Consider the following 23,062-nt stretch of genomic DNA (forward strand, 5'->3'; position numbering starts at 1 on the left):
TTAAATTGCTCTGTGTACTTGTTCATGTTGAAAACCCAAAAAGTTGGATGGGTGTCCAACTTTTTGGGGGCAGTTCATGGTGTGGGAGCGGGCTTGCCCGCGATGATATCGGCGCGGTGTAACAGATAAGTGAGCGTCGCCTGCATCGCGGGCAAGCCCGGCTCCCACAGGGCATGCGTCAAGCTCGCGGGCCTTTTAATTTTCCCCCCGCTTCATCCGTTCCGTAGGGATAGCCGAGCCAAAGCTCGATTGCCAACGTGTACGGAAGAAGTCAGATGAATGCTGAGAAGTCCCTCAAACTTGCCCGCCGGTTCATCGAATTGCCGCTTGAAAAACGCCGGTTATTCCTCGACGGTCTGCGTGCGGAAGGGATCGACTTTTCGCAGTTTCCGATTCCTGCCGATGTGCCACAGGCGGATCGCCAGGCGTTGTCCTACGCACAGCGGCGCATGTGGTTCTTGTGGCAACTGGACCCGCACAGCGGCGCCTACAACTTGCCCGGTGCCGTGCGCCTGGCCGGCGCGCTGAACCTCCGCGCACTGGAGCAGGCCTTCGCTGAAGTGGTGCAGCGTCATCAGACCTTGCGCACGGTGTTCCGGCAGAACCCTGACGACAGCCTGGAGCAAGTTGAGCGTTTGGAGCCGATCAGCGTCGAGCCTGTGGATTTCACCCTGTTGCCGGCCATCGAGCGCGAACAGGCGGTGGCCGCTGAGGCCCAACAGCAGTCGCTGCAACCTTTCGATCTGGCCAATGGCCCGCTGCTGCGGATCAAGCTGCTCAAGCTTGGCGCTGACGAGCATGTGTTGCTGCTGACCTTGCACCACATCGTCTCCGATGGCTGGTCGATGAACGTGCTGATCGACGAATTTATCCGCAGTTACGATGCCTTTGCGCGTAACGAGGCGCCGCAGTTGCCTGAATTGGCCATCCAGTACAGCGACTACGCCCTGTGGCAACGCCGCTGGCTGGAGGCCGGTGAGCAAACGCGGCAACTGGCGTACTGGCAGGCCAAGCTGGGTGATGAGCACCCGGTCATCACCTTGCCCAACGACTACCCGCGCCCGGCCGTGCCCAGCTATCGCGGCACGCGCCATGAGTTCGCGGTGGCTCCGGAGCTGGTTGAGAAGTTGAGGGCCTTGGCGCAACAGCACACGGTCACGCTGTTCATGCTGCTGTTGGGCGCGTTCAACATCTTGTTGCAGCGCTACAGCGGGCAAAACGATCTGCGCGTGGGCGTGCCGATTGCCAACCGCAACCGCCGTGAAGTCGAAGGGTTGATCGGCTTCTTTGTGAACACCCAGGTACTGCGCACCCAACTGACGGCGGACACTACCGTGGCCGAGTTGTTGGCTGCGGTCAAAGAGACTGCGCTCGGTGCTCAAGCCCATCAGGAACTGCCGTTCGAGCAGTTGGTAGAAGCCCTCAAGCTTGAGCGCAACCTGAGCCACAACCCTCTGTTTCAAGTGATGTACAACCATCAGCCGCAAGTGGCCGACATTGAAGCGATCAAAACGGCTTCGGGGCTCACACTGGGCCTGATTGAGTGGGAAGGGCGCACCACGCAGTTTGACTTGAGCCTGGACACCTACGAGAAATCTGGCCGTCTGCACGCGGCATTGACCTATGCCAATGACCTGTTTGACGGCGCCACCATCAGCCGTATGGCACGGCACTGGTGCAACCTGCTGCAAGCGCTGGTGGACTACCCCGAACAGCGGATCGGTGAGTTGCCGATGCTCGACGCCAGTGAAGTACAGACCCGAGTGCACGACTGGAACCGCACCCACGCTCAATACCCGACCCACACCAGCCTGCATGTGTTGATTGAAGCCCAGGTTGAGCGCACCCCCGATGCCACGGCGTTGGTGTTTGGCGCGCAGACCCTGAGCTATGCGCAGCTCAATGCCCGCGCCAACCAACTGGCCCATGAGTTGCGTGAACGGGGTGTCGGCCCGGATGTGCTGGTGGGGATTGCCGTTGAGCGTTCAGTAGAAATGGTGGTGGGCCTGCTGGCGATTCTCAAAGCGGGCGGCGCCTATGTGCCGCTCGACCCGGAGTGCCCGGCCGAACGTTTGAGTTACATGATCGATGACAGCGGGATCCAGTTATTGCTGACGCAGGAGCATTTGCAGGCGGCATTGCCACAACACATCCCGGTCATGCGCCTTGATTGTTTAAACGATCAACAGATCGCGCGGCAAGCTCGCGCCTACAGTGCAGAGAATCCGGTTGATCTGACTCAGCCGCAAAACCTGGCCTATGTGATCTACACCTCCGGATCTACCGGCAAGCCCAAAGGCGCGGGTAACACCTATGCCGCGTTGATCAACCGCCTGAGCTGGATGCAGCAGGCGTATCGGCTGACGGCCGACGATGCCGTGCTGCAAAAGACTCCGTTCAGTTTTGACGTGTCGGTGTGGGAGTTTTTCTGGCCGCTGCTCACCGGTGCACGCTTGGTGGTGGCGCAACCGGGTGAACACCGCGAGCCGCTGCGCCTGATCGAAACCATTCGCCAGCAGCAGATCAGCACGCTGCATTTTGTACCGTCAATGTTGCAGGCGTTTATTCATGAAGTGGGCGTCGAGCAATGCACTAGCCTGCGGCGGATTGTCTGCAGCGGTGAAGCGTTGCCGGTTGATGCCCAGCAGCAGGTGTTCAGCAAACTGCCCGATGCTGAGCTGTACAACCTGTATGGCCCGACCGAAGCGGCCATCGACGTCACGCACTGGACCTGCATCGATGAGGGTGCGGCCAGCGTGCCGATTGGCTTGCCCATCGCCAACCTGCGCACGTTGGTGCTGGATGCCAACCTCTCGCCCGTAGCCTTGGGCGTGGCCGGAGAGTTGTATCTGGGCGGGGCCGGGCTGGCGCGCAGCTACCACCGGCGCCCGGCGCTGACAGCAGAGCGTTTTGTGCCGTGCCCGTTTAATCAGGGCGACCGCCTGTACCGCACCGGCGATTGGGTACGCCAGCGGGTTGACGGAGTCATTGAATACCTGGGCCGCCTTGATCATCAGGTCAAACTGCGCGGGTTGCGCATTGAACTGGGGGAAATCGAGGCGCGTCTGACCGAGCAGCCGGCCGTGCGCGAAGCCGTGGTGCAGGTGCTCGACGGCAAGCAACTGGTGGCCTACGTGGTGCTGCACGCGCAGGCGCCTGCCGACGCTTGGCAAACGGAATTGGCCAACCAACTGCAACTCGGCTTGCCGGACTACATGGTGCCCAACCACTGGGTCAGCCTTGAGCGTTTGCCGTTGTCGCCCAACGGCAAACTTGATCGTAAAGCCTTGCCGCGCCCGGACATCAGCACCGTGCAGCAAGGCTACGTCGCACCGGCCTCTGAGCTGGAACAGCGCCTGGCCGATATCTGGCAACAGGTGTTGGGCGTGGCGCAGATCGGTGTCGACGACAACTTTTTTGCCCTGGGCGGCGACTCGATCATCTCGATTCAAGTGGTCAGCCGTGCCCGTCAGGCCGGGATCGCCTTCAGCCCTCGCGACCTGTTCCAGCATCAAACCATCCGCAGCCTGGCCCGGATTGCCGCGCTGAGCACTCAGACTTTTGTCGATCAGGGCCTGGCCACGGGCGCGGTGGCGCTGGCGCCGGTGCAGCAGTGGTTTTTCAGCCTGGACATGCCCCAGCGCCAGCACTGGAACCAGTCATTGCTGCTGCACCCGCGTCAGCCGGTGGATGCCGGGTTGCTGGAACAGGCGCTGAACACGCTGGTGAGCCATCACGATGCGCTGCGTTTGCGCTTTGTTCAGCACCACGGCCAATGGCAGCAAGCCTATGCCGAGCTGCCGAACGAGCCTCTGCTGTGGCAGCGCCAGGCCGCGTCAACTGACGAACTCAAAACCCTGTGCGAACAGACCCAATGCAGCCTGGACTTGCACAACGGCCCGTTGCTGCGGGCGTTGCTGGTGGACATGGCCGATCACAGCCAGCGCCTGTTGCTGGTGATTCACCACCTGGTGGTGGACGGCGTGTCGTGGCGGGTGTTGCTTGAAGACTTGCAGCAGTTCTATACACAGCCGGTGCAGGCTGCGCAGGCCAAAACCAGCGCCTATCAGGCCTGGACCGGCCGCTTGGCCGATGAGGCACAGGCGCGGGTCGGGGAACTGGCGCTGTGGCAGCGCCAACTGGGCGGTGCGTCCAGCGAGTTGCCGTGGGATCGGCCTGATGCCGGCCTGCAAAACCGTCATGCCTGCACCTTGTCCCTGACCCTCGACGCCGAACTGACCCGCCAGTTGCTGCAAGTCGCCCCCGCCACCTATCGCACGCAGGTCAACGACCTGCTGCTGAGCGCGTTGGCGCGGGTTATTTGCCGCTGGAGTGGCCAGCCCAGCAGCTTGATCCAACTGGAAGGCCATGGCCGCGAAGACCTGTTTGCCGACCTCGACCTGTCACGCACTGTGGGCTGGTTTACCAGCCTGTTCCCGGTGCAACTGACCCCAAGTGCGGATCTGGGTGACTCGATCAAGTCGATCAAGGAGCAACTGCGCAGCGTGCCGGACAAAGGCGTGGGCTATGGCCTGCTGCGCTATCTGGCAGGCGAGGACGTGGCTGAACAACTGGCCAGCCTGGCGACGCCGCGCATTACCTTCAACTACTTGGGCCAGTTTGATCGCCAGTTCGATGACACCGCGATGTTTGCCCCGGCCACTGAAAGCGCCGGGCTGGCGCAGGACGAAAACGCACCGCTGGCCAACTGGCTGAGCATCGAAGGGCAGGTGTATGGCGGCGAACTCAACCTGCAATGGACCTACAGCCACGAGATGTTTGACGACGCCACTGTGCAGGCACTGGTGGACGATTATCGGAATGAGTTGACGGCGCTGATTGCCCATTGCGTCAACAGCGAGCAGGGCGGCATGACCCCGTCGGACTTCCCGCTGGCGCAACTGACCCAGGCGCAACTGGACGCCCTCAAGGTTGCGGCCAGCGCCATCGAAGACATCTACCCGCTGTCGCCGATGCAGCAGGGCTTGCTGGTACACACCTTGCTCGAGCCCGGCTCAGGCATTTACTACATGCAAGACCGCTACATCATCGACAGCGAAATCGACCTGCCACGCTTCACCGCAGCCTGGCACGCGGTGGTGCAGCGTCATGATGCGTTGCGCGCTTCGTTCAGCCTCGACGATGACGGCCAGATGCTGCAAATCATCCACCGCGATGCCACGCCCAACGTGCAAGTGCACGACTGGACGGATCGCCCCGAGGGCGAACACGAAGCGGCGTTGCAAACGTTGCTGGCCGAGGACCGGGCCCAAGGCTTTGACTTGCTCAACTCGCCGCCTTTCAGCCTGCGCCTGATCCGTCGCAGCGCCGGGCATTACTGGTTCATCCTCAGCAACCACCACATCCTGATTGATGCCTGGTGCCGCTCGCTGTTACTGCAGGACTTCTTTGCCCTGTACAGCGGCCAGCGCAGCCTGCCGACCGCGGCGCGTTATCGCGACTTTATTGAATGGCTGCAAACCCAGGGCGAGCGTGAAGCGCTGCAGGCCTGGAGCGCTGAACTGGCCGGGTTTGAACAGCCGACGCCGCTGCCGTTTGACCGTGCCGTGCGCCGTCAGGGCGGGTTCTCGCAGATCGGTGATTGCTATGCCGACCTGGAGGTCAGCCAGGGCCGCACCTTGCGCGAACTGGCCCAGCGTTACCACGTGACCGTCAACACCCTGACCCAAGCCGCCTGGGCGCTGGTGTTGCAGCGCTACAGCGGGCTCGACGAAGTACTGTTTGGCGTCACCGTGGCTGGGCGCCCGGTCAATCGCCCGGAAATGCAAGACACCGTTGGCCTGTTCATCAACAGCATCCCGCTGCGCATGCGTTTGCCGCAGGCAGGGCAGCGGGTCAGCGTGCGCGAGTGGCTGCAAGGGGTGTTTGCGCACAACCTGGCGCTGCGTGAACACGAGCATTTGCCGCTGTTGAGCATTCAGGCGTGCAGTGCGCTGGACAAAGGCCAGCCGATTTTCGACAGCCTGTTTGTCTATGAAAACGCCCCGGTGGAGAGCGCGGTGGTCAGCGGCGCCGAGCAGATCAGCGCCAAGTCCGACAGCGCGCGCACTCACACCAACTACCCGATGACCGTGGTGGTGTACCCCGGCGATGCTCTGGGCTTGCACCTGTCCTACGACAAACGCTTTTTTGATGAGGCCACGGTTGAGCGCTTGCTGGCGGACTTCAAGCGCTTGTTGCTGGCGATTGGCGAACACGCCGAAGGCAACGTTGCCGACCTGCCGTTGGTGGAGGCTGGCGAGCGTGCACAGTTGTTGCAGGCGGGCAACCAGACCGCTCGCGATTACCCGTTGGCGCAGGGTTATGTACGGCTGTTTGAAGCGCAGCTGGCGGCGCATCCGGAGCAGGTGGTTGCCACGTGCCTGGACCAGCGCTGGACCTACCAGGCGCTGGATCAGCGGGCCAACCGGCTCGGCCATGCGCTGTTGGCGGCGGGTGTCACTGTTGACCAGCCTGTGGCCTTGTTGGCCGAGCGCAGCCTCGAACTGCTGGGCATGATGCTGGGCACCTTCAAGGCCGGGGCGGGCTACTTGCCCCTCGACCCGCACTTGCCGACCCAGCGCCTGTTGGCGTTGCTGCAACTGGGGCGCGTGCCGTTGCTGGTGGCCAGTGCGGCGTGCCGTGAACAGGCCGAGCGCGTGCTGGCATTGCTCAGCCCGGCGCAGCGCCCGCCCTTGCTGGTGTGGGAGGACGTGCAAGGCGCCGGGTATTGCAGCACGTCACCGGGCATTTACACCGCGCCCAACAACCTGGCCTATGTGATATTCACCTCGGGCTCCACCGGCACGCCGAAAGGGGTGATGGTCGAGCAGGCCGGGATGCTCAATAACCAACTGAGCAAACAACCGTATCTGCACCTGAGCGCGACGGACGTGATCGCCCAGACCGCGTCACAGAGTTTTGATATTTCGGTGTGGCAGTTCCTCGCGGCGCCGTTGTTTGGCGCGCAAGTCGACATCGTGCCCAACGCCATCGCCCATGATCCGGCTGCGTTATTGGCGCATGTGGCCGAACGCGGAATCACCGTGCTCGAAAGCGTGCCGTCGCTGATCCAGAGCCTGCTCGAAGAGCCCGAGGGTTCGCTGGCTGCGCTGCGCTGGATGCTGCCCACCGGCGAAGCCATGCCCCCGGAACTGGCGCGTCGCTGGTTGCAGCGTTACCCGCAGATTGGTCTGGTCAACGCCTACGGCCCGGCCGAATGCTCGGACGACGTGGCGCTGTTCCGTGTTGACGCGGCGTCGGCCCAGGGCGCGTATTTGCCGATTGGCCTGGCCACCGACAACAACCGTTTGTATGTGCTGGATGGCGACTTACAGCCGGTGCCCACAGGTGTGGTCGGTGAATTGTACGTGGCCGGTACGGGCGTGGGCCGTGGGTATTTTGCCGACCCGATGCGCAGCGCGGCGGTCTTTTTGCCTGACCCTTATGCCGCCAGGGCGGGCGAGCGTTTGTACCGCACCGGCGACCTGGCCCGGCGGCGCCCGGACGGCCAGTTGGAATACGTGGGCCGTATCGACCAACAAGTCAAAGTGCGCGGCTTTCGTATCGAACTGGGCGAAATCGAGTCGCGTCTGCGTGACCTGGCTGGCGTGCGTGAAGCCGCCGTGGTTGTGCAGGAAAGCCCGACCGGCAAGGCGCTGGTGGCCTTTGTGGTGGCCGACGATGAAGCGAGTGCCTGGAGCGGATGGCGCGAGACCTTGAAGGCCGCGCTCAAGGCGCAACTGCCGGACTACATGGTGCCGCTGCACTGGGTTCAATTGCAGAGTTTGCCACTCAATGCCAACGGCAAGGTCGACCGCAAGGCGCTGCCCCAGGCCCAAGCGGCTGACTGGCAGCGCGAGGTGATTGCGCCCCACGCCGGAATCGAAAGCCGTATTGCCGCGATCTGGCAAGAGGTGCTCAAACTTGAGGCGGTCAGCCGCGACGACAACTTCTTTGAACTGGGCGGCCATTCGCTGCTGGTGGCGCAAGTGGTGTCGCGGGTGCGCCAGCAACTGGGTATCGAACTGGCGCTGAGCAGCCTGTTTGAAAGCAGCGTGCTCAGCGATTTCGCTGCCCGTTGCGCCTCACAGCCGCACACCCTCAGTCAACCGCCATTGCGCCCGCGTGCGCCCGGCCAGCCCGGCGTTTTGTCGTATGCGCAGCAGCGCCAGTGGCTGCTCTGGCAGCTCGACCCGCACAGCGCCGCGTACAACATTCCGGCGGCGCTGCGGCTTAAAGGCACACTCGATCGCGAGGCCTTGCTGCGCAGCTTCAACGCCCTGCAACAACGCCACGAAACCTTGCGTACCACCTTTGTTCAGGACGGTGACCAGGCCCGTGGCGTGCTGCACGCAAGTTTGCCGCTGGCGCTGCGTGAATTAACCCTCGATCAGCCATCAGCCGCGCAGATTGACGCGCAGGTGGCCGAAGAAATGCGCCAGCCTTTCGACCTGCGCACGGGGCCGCTGCTGCGCGTGTTGCTGCTCAAGGTCGCGGCCGATGAGCACGTGCTGGTATTGACCGTGCATCACATTGCTGCTGACGGTTGGTCGATGCAGGTGATGGTCGATGAATTCAGTCAGTTGTATCGGGGGCATGAACTGCCGCCCTTGGCCGTGAGCTACGCCGATTACGCCGTCTGGCAGCGCGACGGGTTGCAAGCCGGGGAGGGCGAGCGCCAGTTGAACGCCTGGCGTGAGCAACTCGGCAGCCAGCATGCGCCACTTGAGCTTCCCAGCGAGCTGGTTCGCCCGGCGATCCGCAGTGAGCGGGGGGCGCGTTTGGAGGTAGCTATTCAACCAGCATTGGCGGGTGCGCTGCGGCAGTTGGCGCAACAGCACAATGTGACGCTGTTTATGCTGCTGTTGGCCAGCTATCAAACCTTGTTGCATCGCTACAGCGGTCAGTCGGCGATCAATGTCGGGGTGCCGAATGCCGGGCGTGGGCAACTCGAAACCGAAGGCTTGATCGGCTTCTTTATCAACACCCAGGTGCTGCGCAGCGAGATCGACGGCCAGCAAACCTTTGCCAGCCTGCTGCAACAGGTCAAGCGCAACGCCCTGTGGGCACAAGCGCATCAAGACCTGCCGTTCGAGCAACTGGTGGACGCGTTGCAGCCGCAGCGCAGCCTGAGCCACAGCCCGCTGTTTCAAGTGCTGTTCAACCATCAGCGGCAGATCGGCGAGAGCGTCGAGCGGCAACTGCCGGGCCTGAGCATTGAGCGCATGGACTGGCAGCAGCACACGGCGCAGTTCGATCTGGCGCTGGACACCGAAGAGCAGGGCGAGCACGTGCACGCCAGCCTGACCTACGCCTGCGATGTGTTTGACGCCGCGACCATTGAGCGTTTGGCCGGGCACTGGCTGAACCTGCTGCGCGCGGTGGTGCAGGCACCCCAGCAACGTATCGCTGAGTTGGCCTTGCTGGGTCCGGACGAGCAACAGGCGTTGCTGACGCACTGGAACCCGCAGGTTGAGGTGCAACCTGCCGGGCCAACCCTGCACCAACTGTTCGAGGCGCAGGCCGCCTTGCACCCGCACGCCCTGGCGTTGCGCTGCGGTGATGATTCGCTGACCTATGCAGCGCTCAACGCCCAGGCCAATCGCCTGGCCCGCAAACTGCGCGAGCGCGGTGTCGGCCCGGAAGTGCGGGTTGGCATTGCCACTGAGCGGGCTGTGGCGTTGGTGGTCGGGGTGCTGGCGATTCTCAAGGCCGGGGGCGCGTATGTGCCACTCGATCCGCAATACCCCGCCGAGCGCCTGAGCTACATGATCGAAGACAGCGGCATTCAGTTATTGCTGACCCAGGAGCACCTGCTGGAAAACCTGCCGCCGCGGGTCGGCGTGCAGACTCTATGTCTGGAACATGTGCAGTGGGAGGCGTTTAGCGCCGACAATCTGCTCAACCTTACCCGGCCCGACAACCTGGCGTATGTGATCTACACCTCGGGTTCCACCGGGCGCCCGAAAGGGGCGTTGCTGAGCCATGCCAACGTCAGCCGTTTGCTCAGCGCCACCGCCGATGAGTTTGCCTTTGGTCCGAGTGACGTGTGGACGCTGTTCCATTCCTATGCGTTCGATTTCTCGGTGTGGGAGATGTTCGGCGCGCTGTGCACCGGCGGGCGTCTGGTGATCGTGCCGTACTTCATCAGCCGCGAGCCGCAGGCGTTCCATCAGTTGCTCTGCGATGAGCAAGTCACGGTGCTCAACCAGACCCCGACGGCGTTCCGGCAATTGCTGCCCATTGCCTGCAACAGCCCGCAAACCCTGGCCTTGCGCTGGGTGATCTTTGGTGGCGAAGCCCTTGATGTGGGGAGCTTGCGCCCGTGGTACGCGCGCTTCGGCGATGCGCCCACCACGTTGGTCAACATGTACGGCATCACCGAAACCACGGTGCACGTGACCTGGCGCGCCCTGAGCGCGCAGGACCTCGATGCCAAGGTACAAAGCCCGATCGGCCGGCCCATCAGCGACCTCAGCTGGTATTTGCTCGACAGCCAGTTGCAACCCGTAGCGCCAGGCTGCGCCGGTGAGTTGTACATCGCCGGGGCCGGTCTGGCCCGTGGCTACCACGGTCGCGCCGAGCTCACCGCCGAGCGTTTTGTGCCCAGCCCTTTTGCGCCGGGCGTGCGCCTGTACCGCAGCGGCGACCTGGCCCGCCAGCGCGCTGACGGCAACATCGACTACCTGGGGCGGATCGACCAGCAAGTGAAGATTCGCGGGTTCCGTATCGAACTGGGCGAAATCGAAACCTGCCTCAAGCAGCAAGTGGGCGTGAGCGATGCGGTGCTGAGCGTGCATCAGGGCCAGCTCTGCGCCTATGTGGTGGCCGAGCAGGCGCCAACCGACCCATTGGCGTGGCGCGAGCAATTGCGCACTGCGCTCAAGGTCGATTTGCCGGATTACATGGTGCCGAGCCATTGGCTGCTGCTGGAAGCCCTGCCGCTGACCGGTAACGGCAAGCTCGATCGCAAGGCGTTGCCACTGCCTGACGCCGAGCACTGGCAGCGCCCTTACAGCGCCCCGGTGGGCGACCTGGAAACCAGGCTGGCAACGATCTGGGCTCAGGTGCTGGAAATCGAGCGGGTAGGGCGTCACGACAACTTCTTTGAATTGGGCGGGCACTCGCTGCTCGCAGCCCAGGCCAACGCCCGGGTCGAACTGGAACTGGGCCTTGAAGTGGCGCTGCGTGCGCTGTTCGAAACCCCCGACCTGCACGCCTATGCCGCCCTGGTACAGGCCCAAACGCCTGCGGATAACGATGTTCGTCTGAGCGCACTTGAGTCGCTGCTCGACGAGATGGAGATCAACTGATGGAACACTCTACCGCCTGGCGTATTGCCAACCGCTTCGCCAGCCTTGCACCGCAGCAGCGCCGAGAGTTCTTGCACAAGATGCAAGAGCAGGGCGTCAGTTTCGGCCAGTTGCCGATCCCGCAGACCGCATCGCCAGACGCACCTTGCGCGCTGTCCTATGCCCAGCAACGGCAATGGTTTTTGTGGCAGCTCGACCCGCAAAGCGCCGCGTACCACATCCCGGCCGCCTTGCGTTTGCGCGGCGAGCTGAATGTGGCGGCGTTGCAGCACAGTTTTGACGCTCTGCTGGAGCGCCATCACAGTTTGCGTAGCGTGTTTACTGAAGATGAGACTCAAAGCAGGGTCGCTGCACAACCCATCGCAGCCTGCGGCAGCGACTACAGCGTGTTAATTGCCCGCCACGACCTGCGCGATCAGCCGCAATCCGAACGCCTGAACCTGGCGCTGCGCCAGGTTGAGCAAGACATCGCGCAACCGTTCGATCTGCAACACGGGCCGTTGCTGCGGGTGAGCCTGTTGCAACTGGACGCGCAGGATCATGTGCTGGTGCTGACCTTGCACCACATCGTGGCTGATGGTTGGTCGATGGGCGTGCTGATCGATGAGTTCTCGCAGTTATATGCCGCCCATGCCCAAGGCCAAACCCTAGAGTTGCCAGAACTGGCGATTCAGTACGCCGACTACGCCCTGTGGCAACGGCGCTGGATGGAGGCCGGGGAGCTGGAGCGGCAACTGGACTGGTGGCGCGGGCAACTGGGCAGCGAGCAACCGGTGCTGGAGTTGCCCAGTGACCGCTCACGCCCTGTGCAGCCAAGCCAGCAAGGTGCGCGACTGGATTTCGCGCTGCCAGCCGAGTTGGCCAAAGGCCTGCTGAGCCTGGCCAGGCAGCGCGGGGTGACGCCGTTTATGCTCTTGCTGGCCAGTTTTCAGGTGCTGCTGCACCGCTACAGCGGCCAGCAGGATCTGCGTATCGGTGTGCCGGTGGCCAACCGCACACGTGCGGAAACCCGTGGCCTGATCGGCTTTTTCGTCAACACCCAGGTGCTGCGGGCCGAGCTGGACGGGCGCATGCCGTTCAGCCAATTGCTAAGCCAGACCCGTGACCGCGCACTGGATGCCCAGGGTTATCAGGACGTGCCCTTCGAACGGCTGGTCAATGCCTTGCAGGGGGAGCGCAGCCTGAGCCACAGTCCCTTGTTTCAAGTGATGTTCAACCACCAGCAAAGCCGCCCCGGCGCACTGCGCGGGATGCTCGTCGGCTTGCAGGTCGAGAGCCTGGAATGGGCGGGCCGCACCGCTCAGTTTGATCTGCAACTCGATACCCATGAAGAAGGCGAGCACCTGCTGGCCAGCCTGACCTATGCCACTGATCTGTTCGATGCCCCGCGCATTGAAGCCATGGCCGCGCATTGGCGCACCCTGCTGGCTGGTGTGGTGGCGAACCCTGAATGCGCGATCAGCGAGCTGCCGATGCTCGGCGCTCATGAAATAGAGGCCACGTTGTATGGCCTGAATGCCACCCAACAGCACTATCCCGGCCCCGCCTGCGTGCACCAGCACATCGAAGCGCAAGCGGCGGCCACACCGGAGGCTTGTGCGCTGGTGTTTGCCGGGCAGTCGTTGAGTTATCGCGATCTCAATCAGCGCGCCAACCGTCTGGCGCATCAGTTGCGCGAGAGCGGAGTGGGTCCGGAAGTGCGCGTGGGCGTGGCGTGCGAGCGTTCGCTGGAGCTGGTGGTTGGCTTGCTGGCGATTCTCAAGGCCGGGGGCGCCTACGTGCCGCTCGACCCTGAATACCCGGCTGAACGCCTGGCCTATATGGTTGAAGACAGCGGCATCAGTTTGCTGCTGACCCAGGCGCACGTGCAGATGGCGTTGCCGCCGCACATCCCCGTCATGATCCTGGCCCCCACTGTAGGAGCGAGCTTGCCTCGCGAACTCTCAAACGATCATGAGCGCGCTGAAAACCTGACTAACCTGGCACATCCCGAGAATCTGGCCTATGTGATCTACACCTCGGGCTCCACCGGCCGCCCCAAAGGCGCAGGCAACAGCCATGGCGCGTTGTACAACCGGCTGGCGTGGATGCAACAAGCTTATGGCCTGAACGCTGCCGACCGGGTCTTGCAGAAAACCCCGTTCAGTTTTGACGTGTCGGTGTGGGAGTTTTTCTGGCCGCTGATGCACGGCGCGACGTTGGTGGTCGCCGCTCCTGGTACGCACCGCGACCCGCAGCAACTGGCACAACTGATCGTCGAGCAGGGGATTACCACCCTGCATTTTGTGCCGTCGATGCTGCAAGCCTTCATCAACAGCGACGAGGCTGTGCAGTGTCACTCGCTGCGACGGATTGTGTGCAGCGGCGAGGCGCTGCCGATTGCCTTGCAACGCCAGACAATGCGCGCCCTGCCTAAGGCGGCGTTGTACAACTTGTACGGGCCTACCGAAGCGGCCATCGACGTGACCCACTGGACGTGCGTTGAAGAACACCGCGACAGCGTGCCGATCGGGCGACCGATTGCCAACCTGCGTACCTACGTCCTCAGCCCGGAACTGTTGCCCTTGCCGACCGGTGCCATTGGCGAGTTGTACCTGGCGGGCGCGGGTTTGGCCCGGGGCTACCATGCGCGCCCGGCATTGACGGCCGAGCGCTTTGTGGTCGACCCGTTTGGCAGTGGCGAACGGCTGTACCGCACTGGCGACCTGGCGCGTTATCGCGCTGACGGTGCTATCGAGTACTGCGGCCGGATCGACCATCAGGTGAAAATTCGCGGCCTGCGCATCGAGCTGGGCGAGATCGAAGCGCGCCTGCAAGAGCACTCGCAGGTTCAGGAAGCCGTGGTACTGGCTCTGGATAACCAATTGGTGGCGTATCTGGTGCCCAGCGACGTGGTGCTGCTGGAACACCCCGAAGCGCAAACCGCCTGGCGTGACACCCTGAAAGCCCATGTACTGCTGAGCCTGCCCGATTACATGGTGCCGACGCAGTTGCTGTTGATCGAGCGCATGCCGCTGAGCCCCAACGGCAAGCTGGAGCGCAAGTTGTTGCCCACGCCGCAGGCCAGCGTCAGCCAGCGGGTTTTCGAGGCGCCACGCAGCGACAACGAACGCCAGTTGGCGGCGATTTGGCAAGCTGTGCTGGGGCTTGAACAGGTCGGCCGTCAGGACAACTTCTTTGAGCTGGGCGGCGACTCGATCATCTCGATTCAGGTGGTCAGCCGGGCGCGGCGTGCCGGGTTGCGCTTGCAGCCGCGTGACCTGTTTCAACAGCCGACCTTGCAGGCGCTGGCCGCTGTGGCGAGCCCGCTACAGGTCGCGCACATCCCTCAAGGGCCGGTGGTGGGCACGCAAACACTGACCCCGGTGCAGCAGTGGTTCTTTGCCAATCAAACCGAGCAGCCCCAGCACTGGAACCAGTCGGTGCTGCTGGACGTGCGCGAGCCGCTGGACTTGCTGCGTCTGCAAACCGCCGTGCAGCAGGTGTTGGCCCAACACGACGCGTTGCGTTTACAGTTCCGCGAGCAGGCCGGGCAATGGATGGCGCGCTATGTGCCGCTGGACAGCAGCGCCGCCACCGATTTGCTGTGGACCGCCCAAGTGCACAGCAGCGAGGCGTTACAAGCCTTGTGCAACGAGGCGCAGCGCAGTTTGTCGCTGCACGACGGGCCGCTGCTGCGCGCGGTGCTGATCGACCACGAGCAAGGCGCGCAGCGTTTGTTGCTGGTAATTCACCACCTGGTGGTGGACGGCGTGTCGTGGCGGGTGTTGCTTGAAGACTTGCAGGCAGCTTACGCCGGGCAAGCCCTGGCAGAAAAAACCAGCGCCTTGCAAGACTGGGCGCGGCAACTGTCGGCCTATGCACAAAGCCCGGCATTGATGGCAGAACGTGACGGCTGGTTGCAGCAGTTGCAAGGCGCCAGCGCCCGGTTGCCCCATGCCCGCACGGAGGCCAGCCAGGCGTTGCGTCATCGCCAGGTGGTGAGCCTGGGCCTGGACCGGGAGCAGACCCGGCACTTGCTGCAACAGGCGCCTGCGGCGTATCGCACGCAGATCAATGACCTGTTGCTGACCGCGCTGGCCCGCGCCCTGTGCAGCTGGACCGGCGATTCGACGGCCTTGATCCAGCTGGAAGGCCACGGCCGTGAAGACCTGTTTGCCGGCATCGACCTGACCCGCACTGTGGGCTGGTTCACCAGCCTGTTCCCGGTCAAGTTGACCCCAGCGGCGGGCATGGCCGAGTCGATCAAAGCGATCAAGCAGCAACTGCGTGAGGTGCCGGGCAAGGGCCTGGGCTTTGGATTGTTGCGCTACCAGGGCGATGCCCAGACCCAAGCCAGCCTCGCGGCCTTGCCGCAGGCACGGGTGACGTTCAACTACCTGGGCCAGTTTGACCAGAGCTTCAACGACGACGGGTTATTCGTCCCGGCTCAAGAGGCCAGCGGCGCAGCGCAGAGCCTGGATTCGCCGTTGGCCAACTGGTTGTCAGTTGATGGCCAGGTGTATGGCGGTGAATTGAAGCTGGACCTGAGCTTTAGCCAGGAATGCTTCGACACGGCGGATATCGAGGCCTTGGCCTCAAGCCTTAAGGCCCAGTTACAGGCGCTGATTGAGCATTGCCTGAACCCGCAGCACAGCGGCGTGACCCCGGCGGATTTTGCGCTGGCCAACCTGACCCAGGCGCAACTTGACCTGCTGCCCGTGCCGCCACGGCAGATAGAAGACCTGTACCCGTTGTCACCGATGCAGCGCGGTTTGCTGTTTCACAGCCTGTACGAGCCCCAGGCCGGCGCTTATGTCAACCAGCTCAGCGTCGCGGCGAGCGGGCTGGACGCCACACGCTTGGCGCAGGCCTGGCAGGCGACGCTGGATGCACACCCGATTTTGCGCAGTGGTTTCCATTGGGCCCAGGGCGCCACCGAGCCGGTGCAGGTGGTGCAGCGGGCGCTGGAGTTGCCGCTGACCGTGCTCGACTGGCGCGGGCGTGCCGATCAAACCGCCGAGCTGGAGTTGCTGGCGCGCAGCGAGCGCTTGCAGTTTGATCCGGCGCAGCCACCGCTGCTGCGTCTGGCCTTGGTGCGTCTCGATGAGCAGCGCCAGCAACTGATCTACACCCATCACCATTTACTGCTGGATGGCTGGAGCAATGCCTTGCTGCTGGGTGAGGTGTTGCAGCGTTATGCCGGGGTTGGTGTGGCCACTCATCAGGGCCGCTTTGCCGACTACATCGGCTGGCTGCAAGGGCAGGATGCCCAGGCCGATGAAGCCTTTTGGCGTGCGCAACTGGCGACCCTGGACAATCCGACGCTGTTGGCACAAAACCTGGCGCACGGTGGCTCAGGCAGCAGCGAGTACGCGGATCATCGGCAGGTATTCGATGGGCCGAGCAGCGAGGCTTTCAATGCCTTTGCCCGCCAGCACAGCATCACCCTCAACACCTTGGTGCAGGGCGCTTGGGCGGTGTTGTTGCAGCGTTACAGCGGTCAGCAGACCGTAGCGTTTGGCGCAACCGTGTCCGGGCGCCCAGTGGATCTGCCGGGTGCAGAAAACCAGCTCGGGCTGTTTATCAACACCTTGGCGGTGATCACTCAACCCCAGGCGGCTGAAAGTGTGGCGCAGTGGCTGAGCCGCTTGCAGGCACACAACCTTGAACTGCGCGAGCATGAATTTACCGCGCTGAGCGATGTGCAGCGCTGGGCCGGGCGTGCCGGTGAACCGCTGTTCGACAGTTTGCTGGTGTTTGAAAACTTCCCCATCGGCGCGGCCTTGCAGCAGGGCGCGCCGGACGGCTTGAGCTTTGCCGTGCCGGTCAACCATGAGCGCACCAACTACCCGCTGACGCTGGCGGCGGTCAGTGAGGGCCAGTTGAGCCTGACCTGGAGCTTCTTGTGCAGCCATTTTGAGCCGGCGGCCATTGCCCGCATGAGCGAGCACTTGGCGTGCCTGCTGCACGCCATGGTGGCGGCGCCGTTGTGTGCGATGGGTGAATTGCCGTTGCTAAGTGCTGCCGAGCACACCCGGCAATTGCGCGAGTGGAACCCGCCACCCAAAGCGGCGACCGAGCAAAGCGTGCATCAGTTAATCGCCGCGCAGGCGGCGCTACGCCCTGACGCCACGGCGCTGATTTTTGACAGCAGCACCTTCACCTACGCCGAACTCAACCAGCGCGCCAACCGTTTGGCCCATCGCCTGCGTGAACTGGGGATCGGCCCCGAAGTACGGGTGGGGCTGGCGGTAGAACGTTCGCCGCAGATGATCATCGGCTTGCTGGCCATTCTCAAGGCAGGGGGCGCGTACGTACCGCTGGACCCGGCGTACCCTCCAGAGCGCTTGGGTTACTTGATGCAGGACAGCGGCATTGCCTTGCTGCTGAGCCAGTCGTGGTTGCGCAGGCAGTTGCCGCAAATCGACGGCCTGCCGGTGCTGGAACTCGACCGTGAAGACGTCAGCTACTTGCCGGCCAGCAACCCGGTCAACCTGATCACTGCGCAGAACCTCGCCTACCTGATTTACACCTCGGGTTCGACCGGGCGGCCCAAAGGCGTGAGCGTGGCCCACGGCCCGTTGGCCATGCATTGCCTGGCCATTGGCGCGCTGTACGGCATGACCCCGGACGACCGCGAGCTGCAATTTGCCTCGATCAGTTTTGACGGTGCCCACGAGCGCTGGCTGACCCCGCTGGTGTTCGGCGCGGCGTTGATGCCCCGTGACGATGAGGTCTGGAGCGCGCAGCGTACCTGCGAAGAAATCGAGCGCCACGGCATCACCATCGCCTGTTTTACCCCGAGTTATTTGCTGCAAATGGCCGATTACATTGGTGAAGCCGGGCGCACGCTGCCAATACGTTCCTATACCGTGGGCGGTGAGGGCATGCCCAAGCACGCCTTTGATGAAGTGCAGCGGGTGTTGCAACCGCCGCGCATCATTAACGGCTACGGCCCGACCGAAACGGTGATCACGCCGTTGATCTGGTGCGCTTACCCGGACACCCAATTTGACTCGGCGTTCTTGCCGATCGGGCGCCCGGTGGGTGAACGCAGCGCCTATGTGCTGGATGCCAGCATGCAGCCGCTGCCAGTGGGTGTGGCGGGTGAGCTGTATTTGGGCGGCGAAGGCATTGCCCGCGGTTATCACCAGCGCCCGGACCTGACCGCCGAACGCTTTGTGCCCGACCCGTTTGTGCCGGGCGCGCGGCTGTATCGCAGTGGCGACCTGGCACGGCTGCGCGAAGACGGCGTGGTTGAGTACCTGGGGCGGATTGACCAGCAAGTGAAGATTCGCGGGTTCCGCATCGAGTTGGGCGAAATTGAAGCCTGCTTGCTGGAGCACGACGGCGTGCGCGAAGCTTGGGTGGTGGACCGCGAAGGCCCGGTCAGTCGCCAATTGGTGGGCTATGTGGTGGCCCGTGACCCGTTGGGCGACGAGGCGGCGTTACGCCAAGCGCTGGTCGATCATCTGCGCAGCTGTTTACCCGCGCATATGCTGCCCGCCCACGTGCTGTGCCTGGCGGCATTGCCACTGACCCCCAACGGCAAGCTGGACCGGCAGGCGCTGCCGTCACCGCAGGCCTGTCGGGAGGTGGCTGAGCGTGTCGCGCCAGGCACTCCGGCCGAGGTCTTGCTGGTTGAGATCTGGCAGGAACTGCTGGGGCTGGAGGCGATTGGCGTCACCGAGAACTTCTTCGAGCTGGGCGGTGATTCGATTATCTCGTTGCAAGCGGTGAGCCGTGCCGGGGCCCGCGGGCTGGCCTTCACTCCCAAACAGCTGTTTACCGCACAAACCATCCGTGCGCTGGCGGCACTGGCGCAGACTGCCGAGCCGCAACGGCTTGAAACCCTCGATACTCAGGCGTTTGCCCTTGCACCCGGCACGCTGGCGATTGATCGCAATGAGCTGGACGATGTTTATCCGCTGTCACCGATGCAGCAGGGCATGTTGTTCCATTGCATCGAATCGCCCGAGCTTAATCTGTACGTCAACCAGTTGAGCGTGGCGGTTGAAGGCTTGCAGGTGGAGCGTTTTCGCGCCGCCTGGCAAACCTTGCTCGAACGCCATGAGGTGCTGCGCGCTGCGTTCCTCTGGCGCGACGGCGTGGCCGAGCCGATGCAAGCGGTGTATCGGCATGCCGAACTGCCGATTGTCGAGCTGGACTGGCGCGATCATGCCGCGCCCGAAGCTGCTTTGCAGGCGCTGGCCGCGGATGAACAGGCCCGTGGGTTTGACCTCAACTGCCCACCGTTGATGCGCTTCACCCTGGTGCATGTGGGCGAGTCCCGGGTGCAAATGATCTGGACTTACCATCACTTGCTGCTCGACGGCTGGAGCGCCTCGCGCCTGCTCGGTGAAATGCTCCGCGTGTACGCCGGGCAAACGTTGCCTGCGCTGACCGGGCGTTATGCCGACTACATCAACTGGTTGCAGCGCCAGGACGCCTCGCAGGCCGAACACTTCTGGCGCGAGCGCCTGCAAGCGCTGGACGCGCCGAGCATTTTGGCCAAGGCCGCGAATACTCAAGGCAGCGGGCACGGTGTGTTGTACAGCTATCTGGACAGCGCGGCGACCCAGCGTCTGCATCGCTTTGCCAATGCCCAGCGCGTCACCCTTAACACATTGATTCAGGGGGCCTGGCTGTTGCTCTTGCAGCGTCATACCGGGCAGCGCAGCGTGGCTTTTGGCGCCACCGTGGCCGGGAGACCGACGCAATTGGCCGGGGCGCAGGACATGCTCGGGCTGTTTATCAACACCTTGCCGGTGATCCAGACCCTCGACCCGCAGCAGGCGCTGGGCGATTGGTTGCGTCAGGTGCAGGACTACAACCTGGCGATTCGCGACTTTGAACACACGCCGCTGGCAGATATTCAGCGCTGGGCCGGGCAGGGCGGGCAGGGGTTGTTCGACAGCATCATCGTGTTTGAGAACCACCCGGTAGACCGCGCCTTGCGCAGCGAGCAGGACGGCGAGCTGCGCTTTGCCGAGGTCGGCAGCGGCGGGGTGACCAACTTCCCGATGGACTTGATGGTCAGCGCCAGCGAGCAAGGCCTGGAGGTTGAATACCTGTACCTGCGCGAGCGCTTCAGTGCACCTGAGGTCGAGCGCATTCGTGCGCAACTGGAAGGGTTGCTGGCACAGTTGCCGCAAGACGCCGAGCGTTTGATTGGTGACATCGGCTTGCCCGATGCCCGTATCGAACCGGCGCAGCCCGCTTTGCCGGTGATTGATCTGGTGCAGAGCTTTAGCCAGCAGGTGTTGCGCCAACCGCAGGCCAGGGCGCTGAGCTGTGATGGTCGCGAACTGAGCTATGCCGAGCTTGAGCGCCAAGCCAATGGGCTGGCGTGTGAGTTGCAGGCCCGAGGCATCGGTCCGGAGCAGGTGGTGGCCGTGGCGCTGCCGCGCTCGGAGCACACTGTCGTAGCGTTTTTGGCGGTGCTCAAGGCGGGCGCGGCCTACCTGCCGCTGGACCTGGATTACCCGGCTGAGCGTCTGGCCTTTATGTTGGCGGACTCAGGCGCGAGCCTGTTGCTGTGCCGCAGCGACGTCGATCAGCGGGTGGCGTTTGATCCGGCCCTGGCGCGGCTGGAGCTGGACACACTGGCGGACGTTCAAGGTACGCCGCACCCCGTGCAGCCATTGGCCGGGCACCTGGCGTATTTGATCTACACCTCGGGCTCCACCGGCCAGCCCAAAGGCGTGGCGGTGGCCCGCGAGCCGATTGCCCGGCATTGCCAGGGAATTATCGAGCTGTATGAGCTGAGCCCGGCAAGCCGTGAATTGCACTTTATGTCGTTCGCGTTCGACGGTGCGCAAGAGCGTTGGCTCAGTGTGTTGTTGGCCGGTGGCAGCCTGGTGATTCGCGGCGACCACCTGTGGACGCCCGAGCAGACCTTGCAGGTGTTGCATGAGCAGCAGGTCAATGTGGCGTGCTTCCCGCCGGCTTATCTGCAACAACTGGCCGAAGTGGCGCTGACCCAAGGGCCGCCGCCAGCGGTGCACACTTACTGCTTTGGCGGCGATGCGGTGCCGGATGCCAGCTTTGAACTGGTTAAACGCGCCTTGCAACCGCAGCGTCTGGTCAATGGCTACGGCCCGACAGAAACAGTGGTCACGCCGCTGCTGTGGCGCGCCGAGGTGACGCAGCAGTGTGACGCCGCCTACGCGCCGATTGGCCGCAGCGTGGCCGGGCGAGGTGTGTACGTGCTGGATGCGGACATGAACCCGTTGCCGGTAGGTGTCAGCGGCGAGTTGTACTTGGGCGGTGAGTGCCTGGCGCGTGGCTACCATCACCAGCCCGGTTTGAGTTCCGAGCGCTTTGTGCCGGACCCGTTCGATGCCAAGGGCGGGCGCATGTACCGCACCGGAGATCTGGTGCGCCAGCGCGAAGACGGCATAGTCGACTACCTGGGTCGTCTGGACCAACAAGTGAAGATCCGCGGTTTCCGCATCGAGCTGGGCGAAATCGAAGCGCGCCTGCGTCAATGCGAGGGCGTGCAGGACGCCGCAGTCAACGTGTTCGAGGGTGTGACCGGTAAGCAGTTGGTGGGCTATGTGGTTGCCGCGCCCGGCCAGGGCCTTGAGCGCGAGGTGAAAGAACAGCTCCAGGCGCAACTGCCGGACTACATGGTGCCGTCGCAGATTGTGCAACTGGCACGGTTGCCGCTGTCGGCCAACGGCAAACTGGATCGCCGCGCCTTGCCTCAGCCCCAGCGTGCCCAAGACCATTACCGCGCGCCGCGCAATGCGCTGGAACAAGCCTTGGTGCAGATCTGGCAAGACGTGCTGGGCCTGGAGCAAGTCGGTATCGACGATAACTTCTTTGAGCTGGGCGGCGACTCGTTGCAGGTGTTGAAAGTCATCTCGCAGGTCCGTCATCAGGCGCATTTGGGCTTCAGCCTGAAACTGCGCGACCTGATGCAAAAGCCCTGCATTGCGCAACTGAGCGGTTATGAACCGCACATTGCGGCTTTTGCGCCTGACCCCTTGTTGGCGCTCAACAGCCGGGTCAGTGACGTACCGCCGTTGTTTTGCCTGCACGCGGGGTTCGGCACGGTGTTCGACTATGAACCGCTGGCCCGTAAATTGGACGGGCGCCGCAGCGTCTATGGAGTGCAGTGTCGAATGTTGCTGGACCCGGCATGGCAGGACGACTCCTTACAGGCCATGGCTCAGGCCTACGCCGGGCATATCCGCCAGCAGCAGGCCCACGGCCCGTATCACCTGCTGGGCTGGTCGTTGGGCGGTGCGTTGACCTTGCTGGTGGCGCAAGAGCTGGAAGCCCAGGGCCAGGAAGTGGCGTTTGCCGGGTTGGTCGACAGCTACGTGGCGGGTACGGCGCAAGCCAGTGACGGGCGTGAAGATCTACAAGACTTTTTGCGCTTCGTGTTGGGCGTGACGCAGGCCGAGGCGCAGATGCTGATGGCGGATGAACAGCACAGCGCCGAGCAGGTGATTGAAGCAGCGCTGGCCACCCATGAGCATGGTGTGTTGGGGGCGGCAGAACTGAGCCAGATCTTCGCCGTGGGTGCACGGCTCAAGCACTTGGCGTTGGCCCAGCGTAGCTTGCCGCGCACCCGGGTGCAGGCTCACCACTGGTGGGTCGAAGGCCGTGAAGACGAACGCCGGGTGCACGCGGCACACATCGGCGCGGGCGCCAGCCATGAGGTGCTGAGTGGCGGGCATTACGACGTGTTGCGCCATGCGCGATTGCTGGCGCAACTGGATGACCTGTTGGCTGTGCAGCTTGATCTGGCTTGA

2 protein-coding genes are annotated in these 23,062 nt (G+C 63.4%); both read left to right on the forward strand.

Going from position 1 to position 23,062, the window contains the following annotated elements; genetic code table 11:
* The first annotated feature begins 275 nt into the window (after nucleotides 1-275).
* Nucleotides 276-11,315, forward strand: a complete 11,040-nt coding sequence (locus tag GHO32_RS24230) for a non-ribosomal peptide synthase/polyketide synthase (RefSeq protein WP_153338380.1) — start codon at nucleotides 276-278, stop codon at nucleotides 11,313-11,315.
* A complete protein-coding gene (locus GHO32_RS24235) occupies nucleotides 11,315-23,062 on the forward strand; it encodes an amino acid adenylation domain-containing protein (RefSeq protein WP_153338381.1) in 11,748 nt (3,915 codons plus the stop codon). The genes GHO32_RS24230 and GHO32_RS24235 overlap by 1 nt, the downstream gene beginning before the upstream one ends.

Source organism: Pseudomonas sp. FSL R10-2189 (assembly GCF_009600325.1).
Taxonomy (GTDB): domain Bacteria; phylum Pseudomonadota; class Gammaproteobacteria; order Pseudomonadales; family Pseudomonadaceae; genus Aquipseudomonas; species Aquipseudomonas helleri.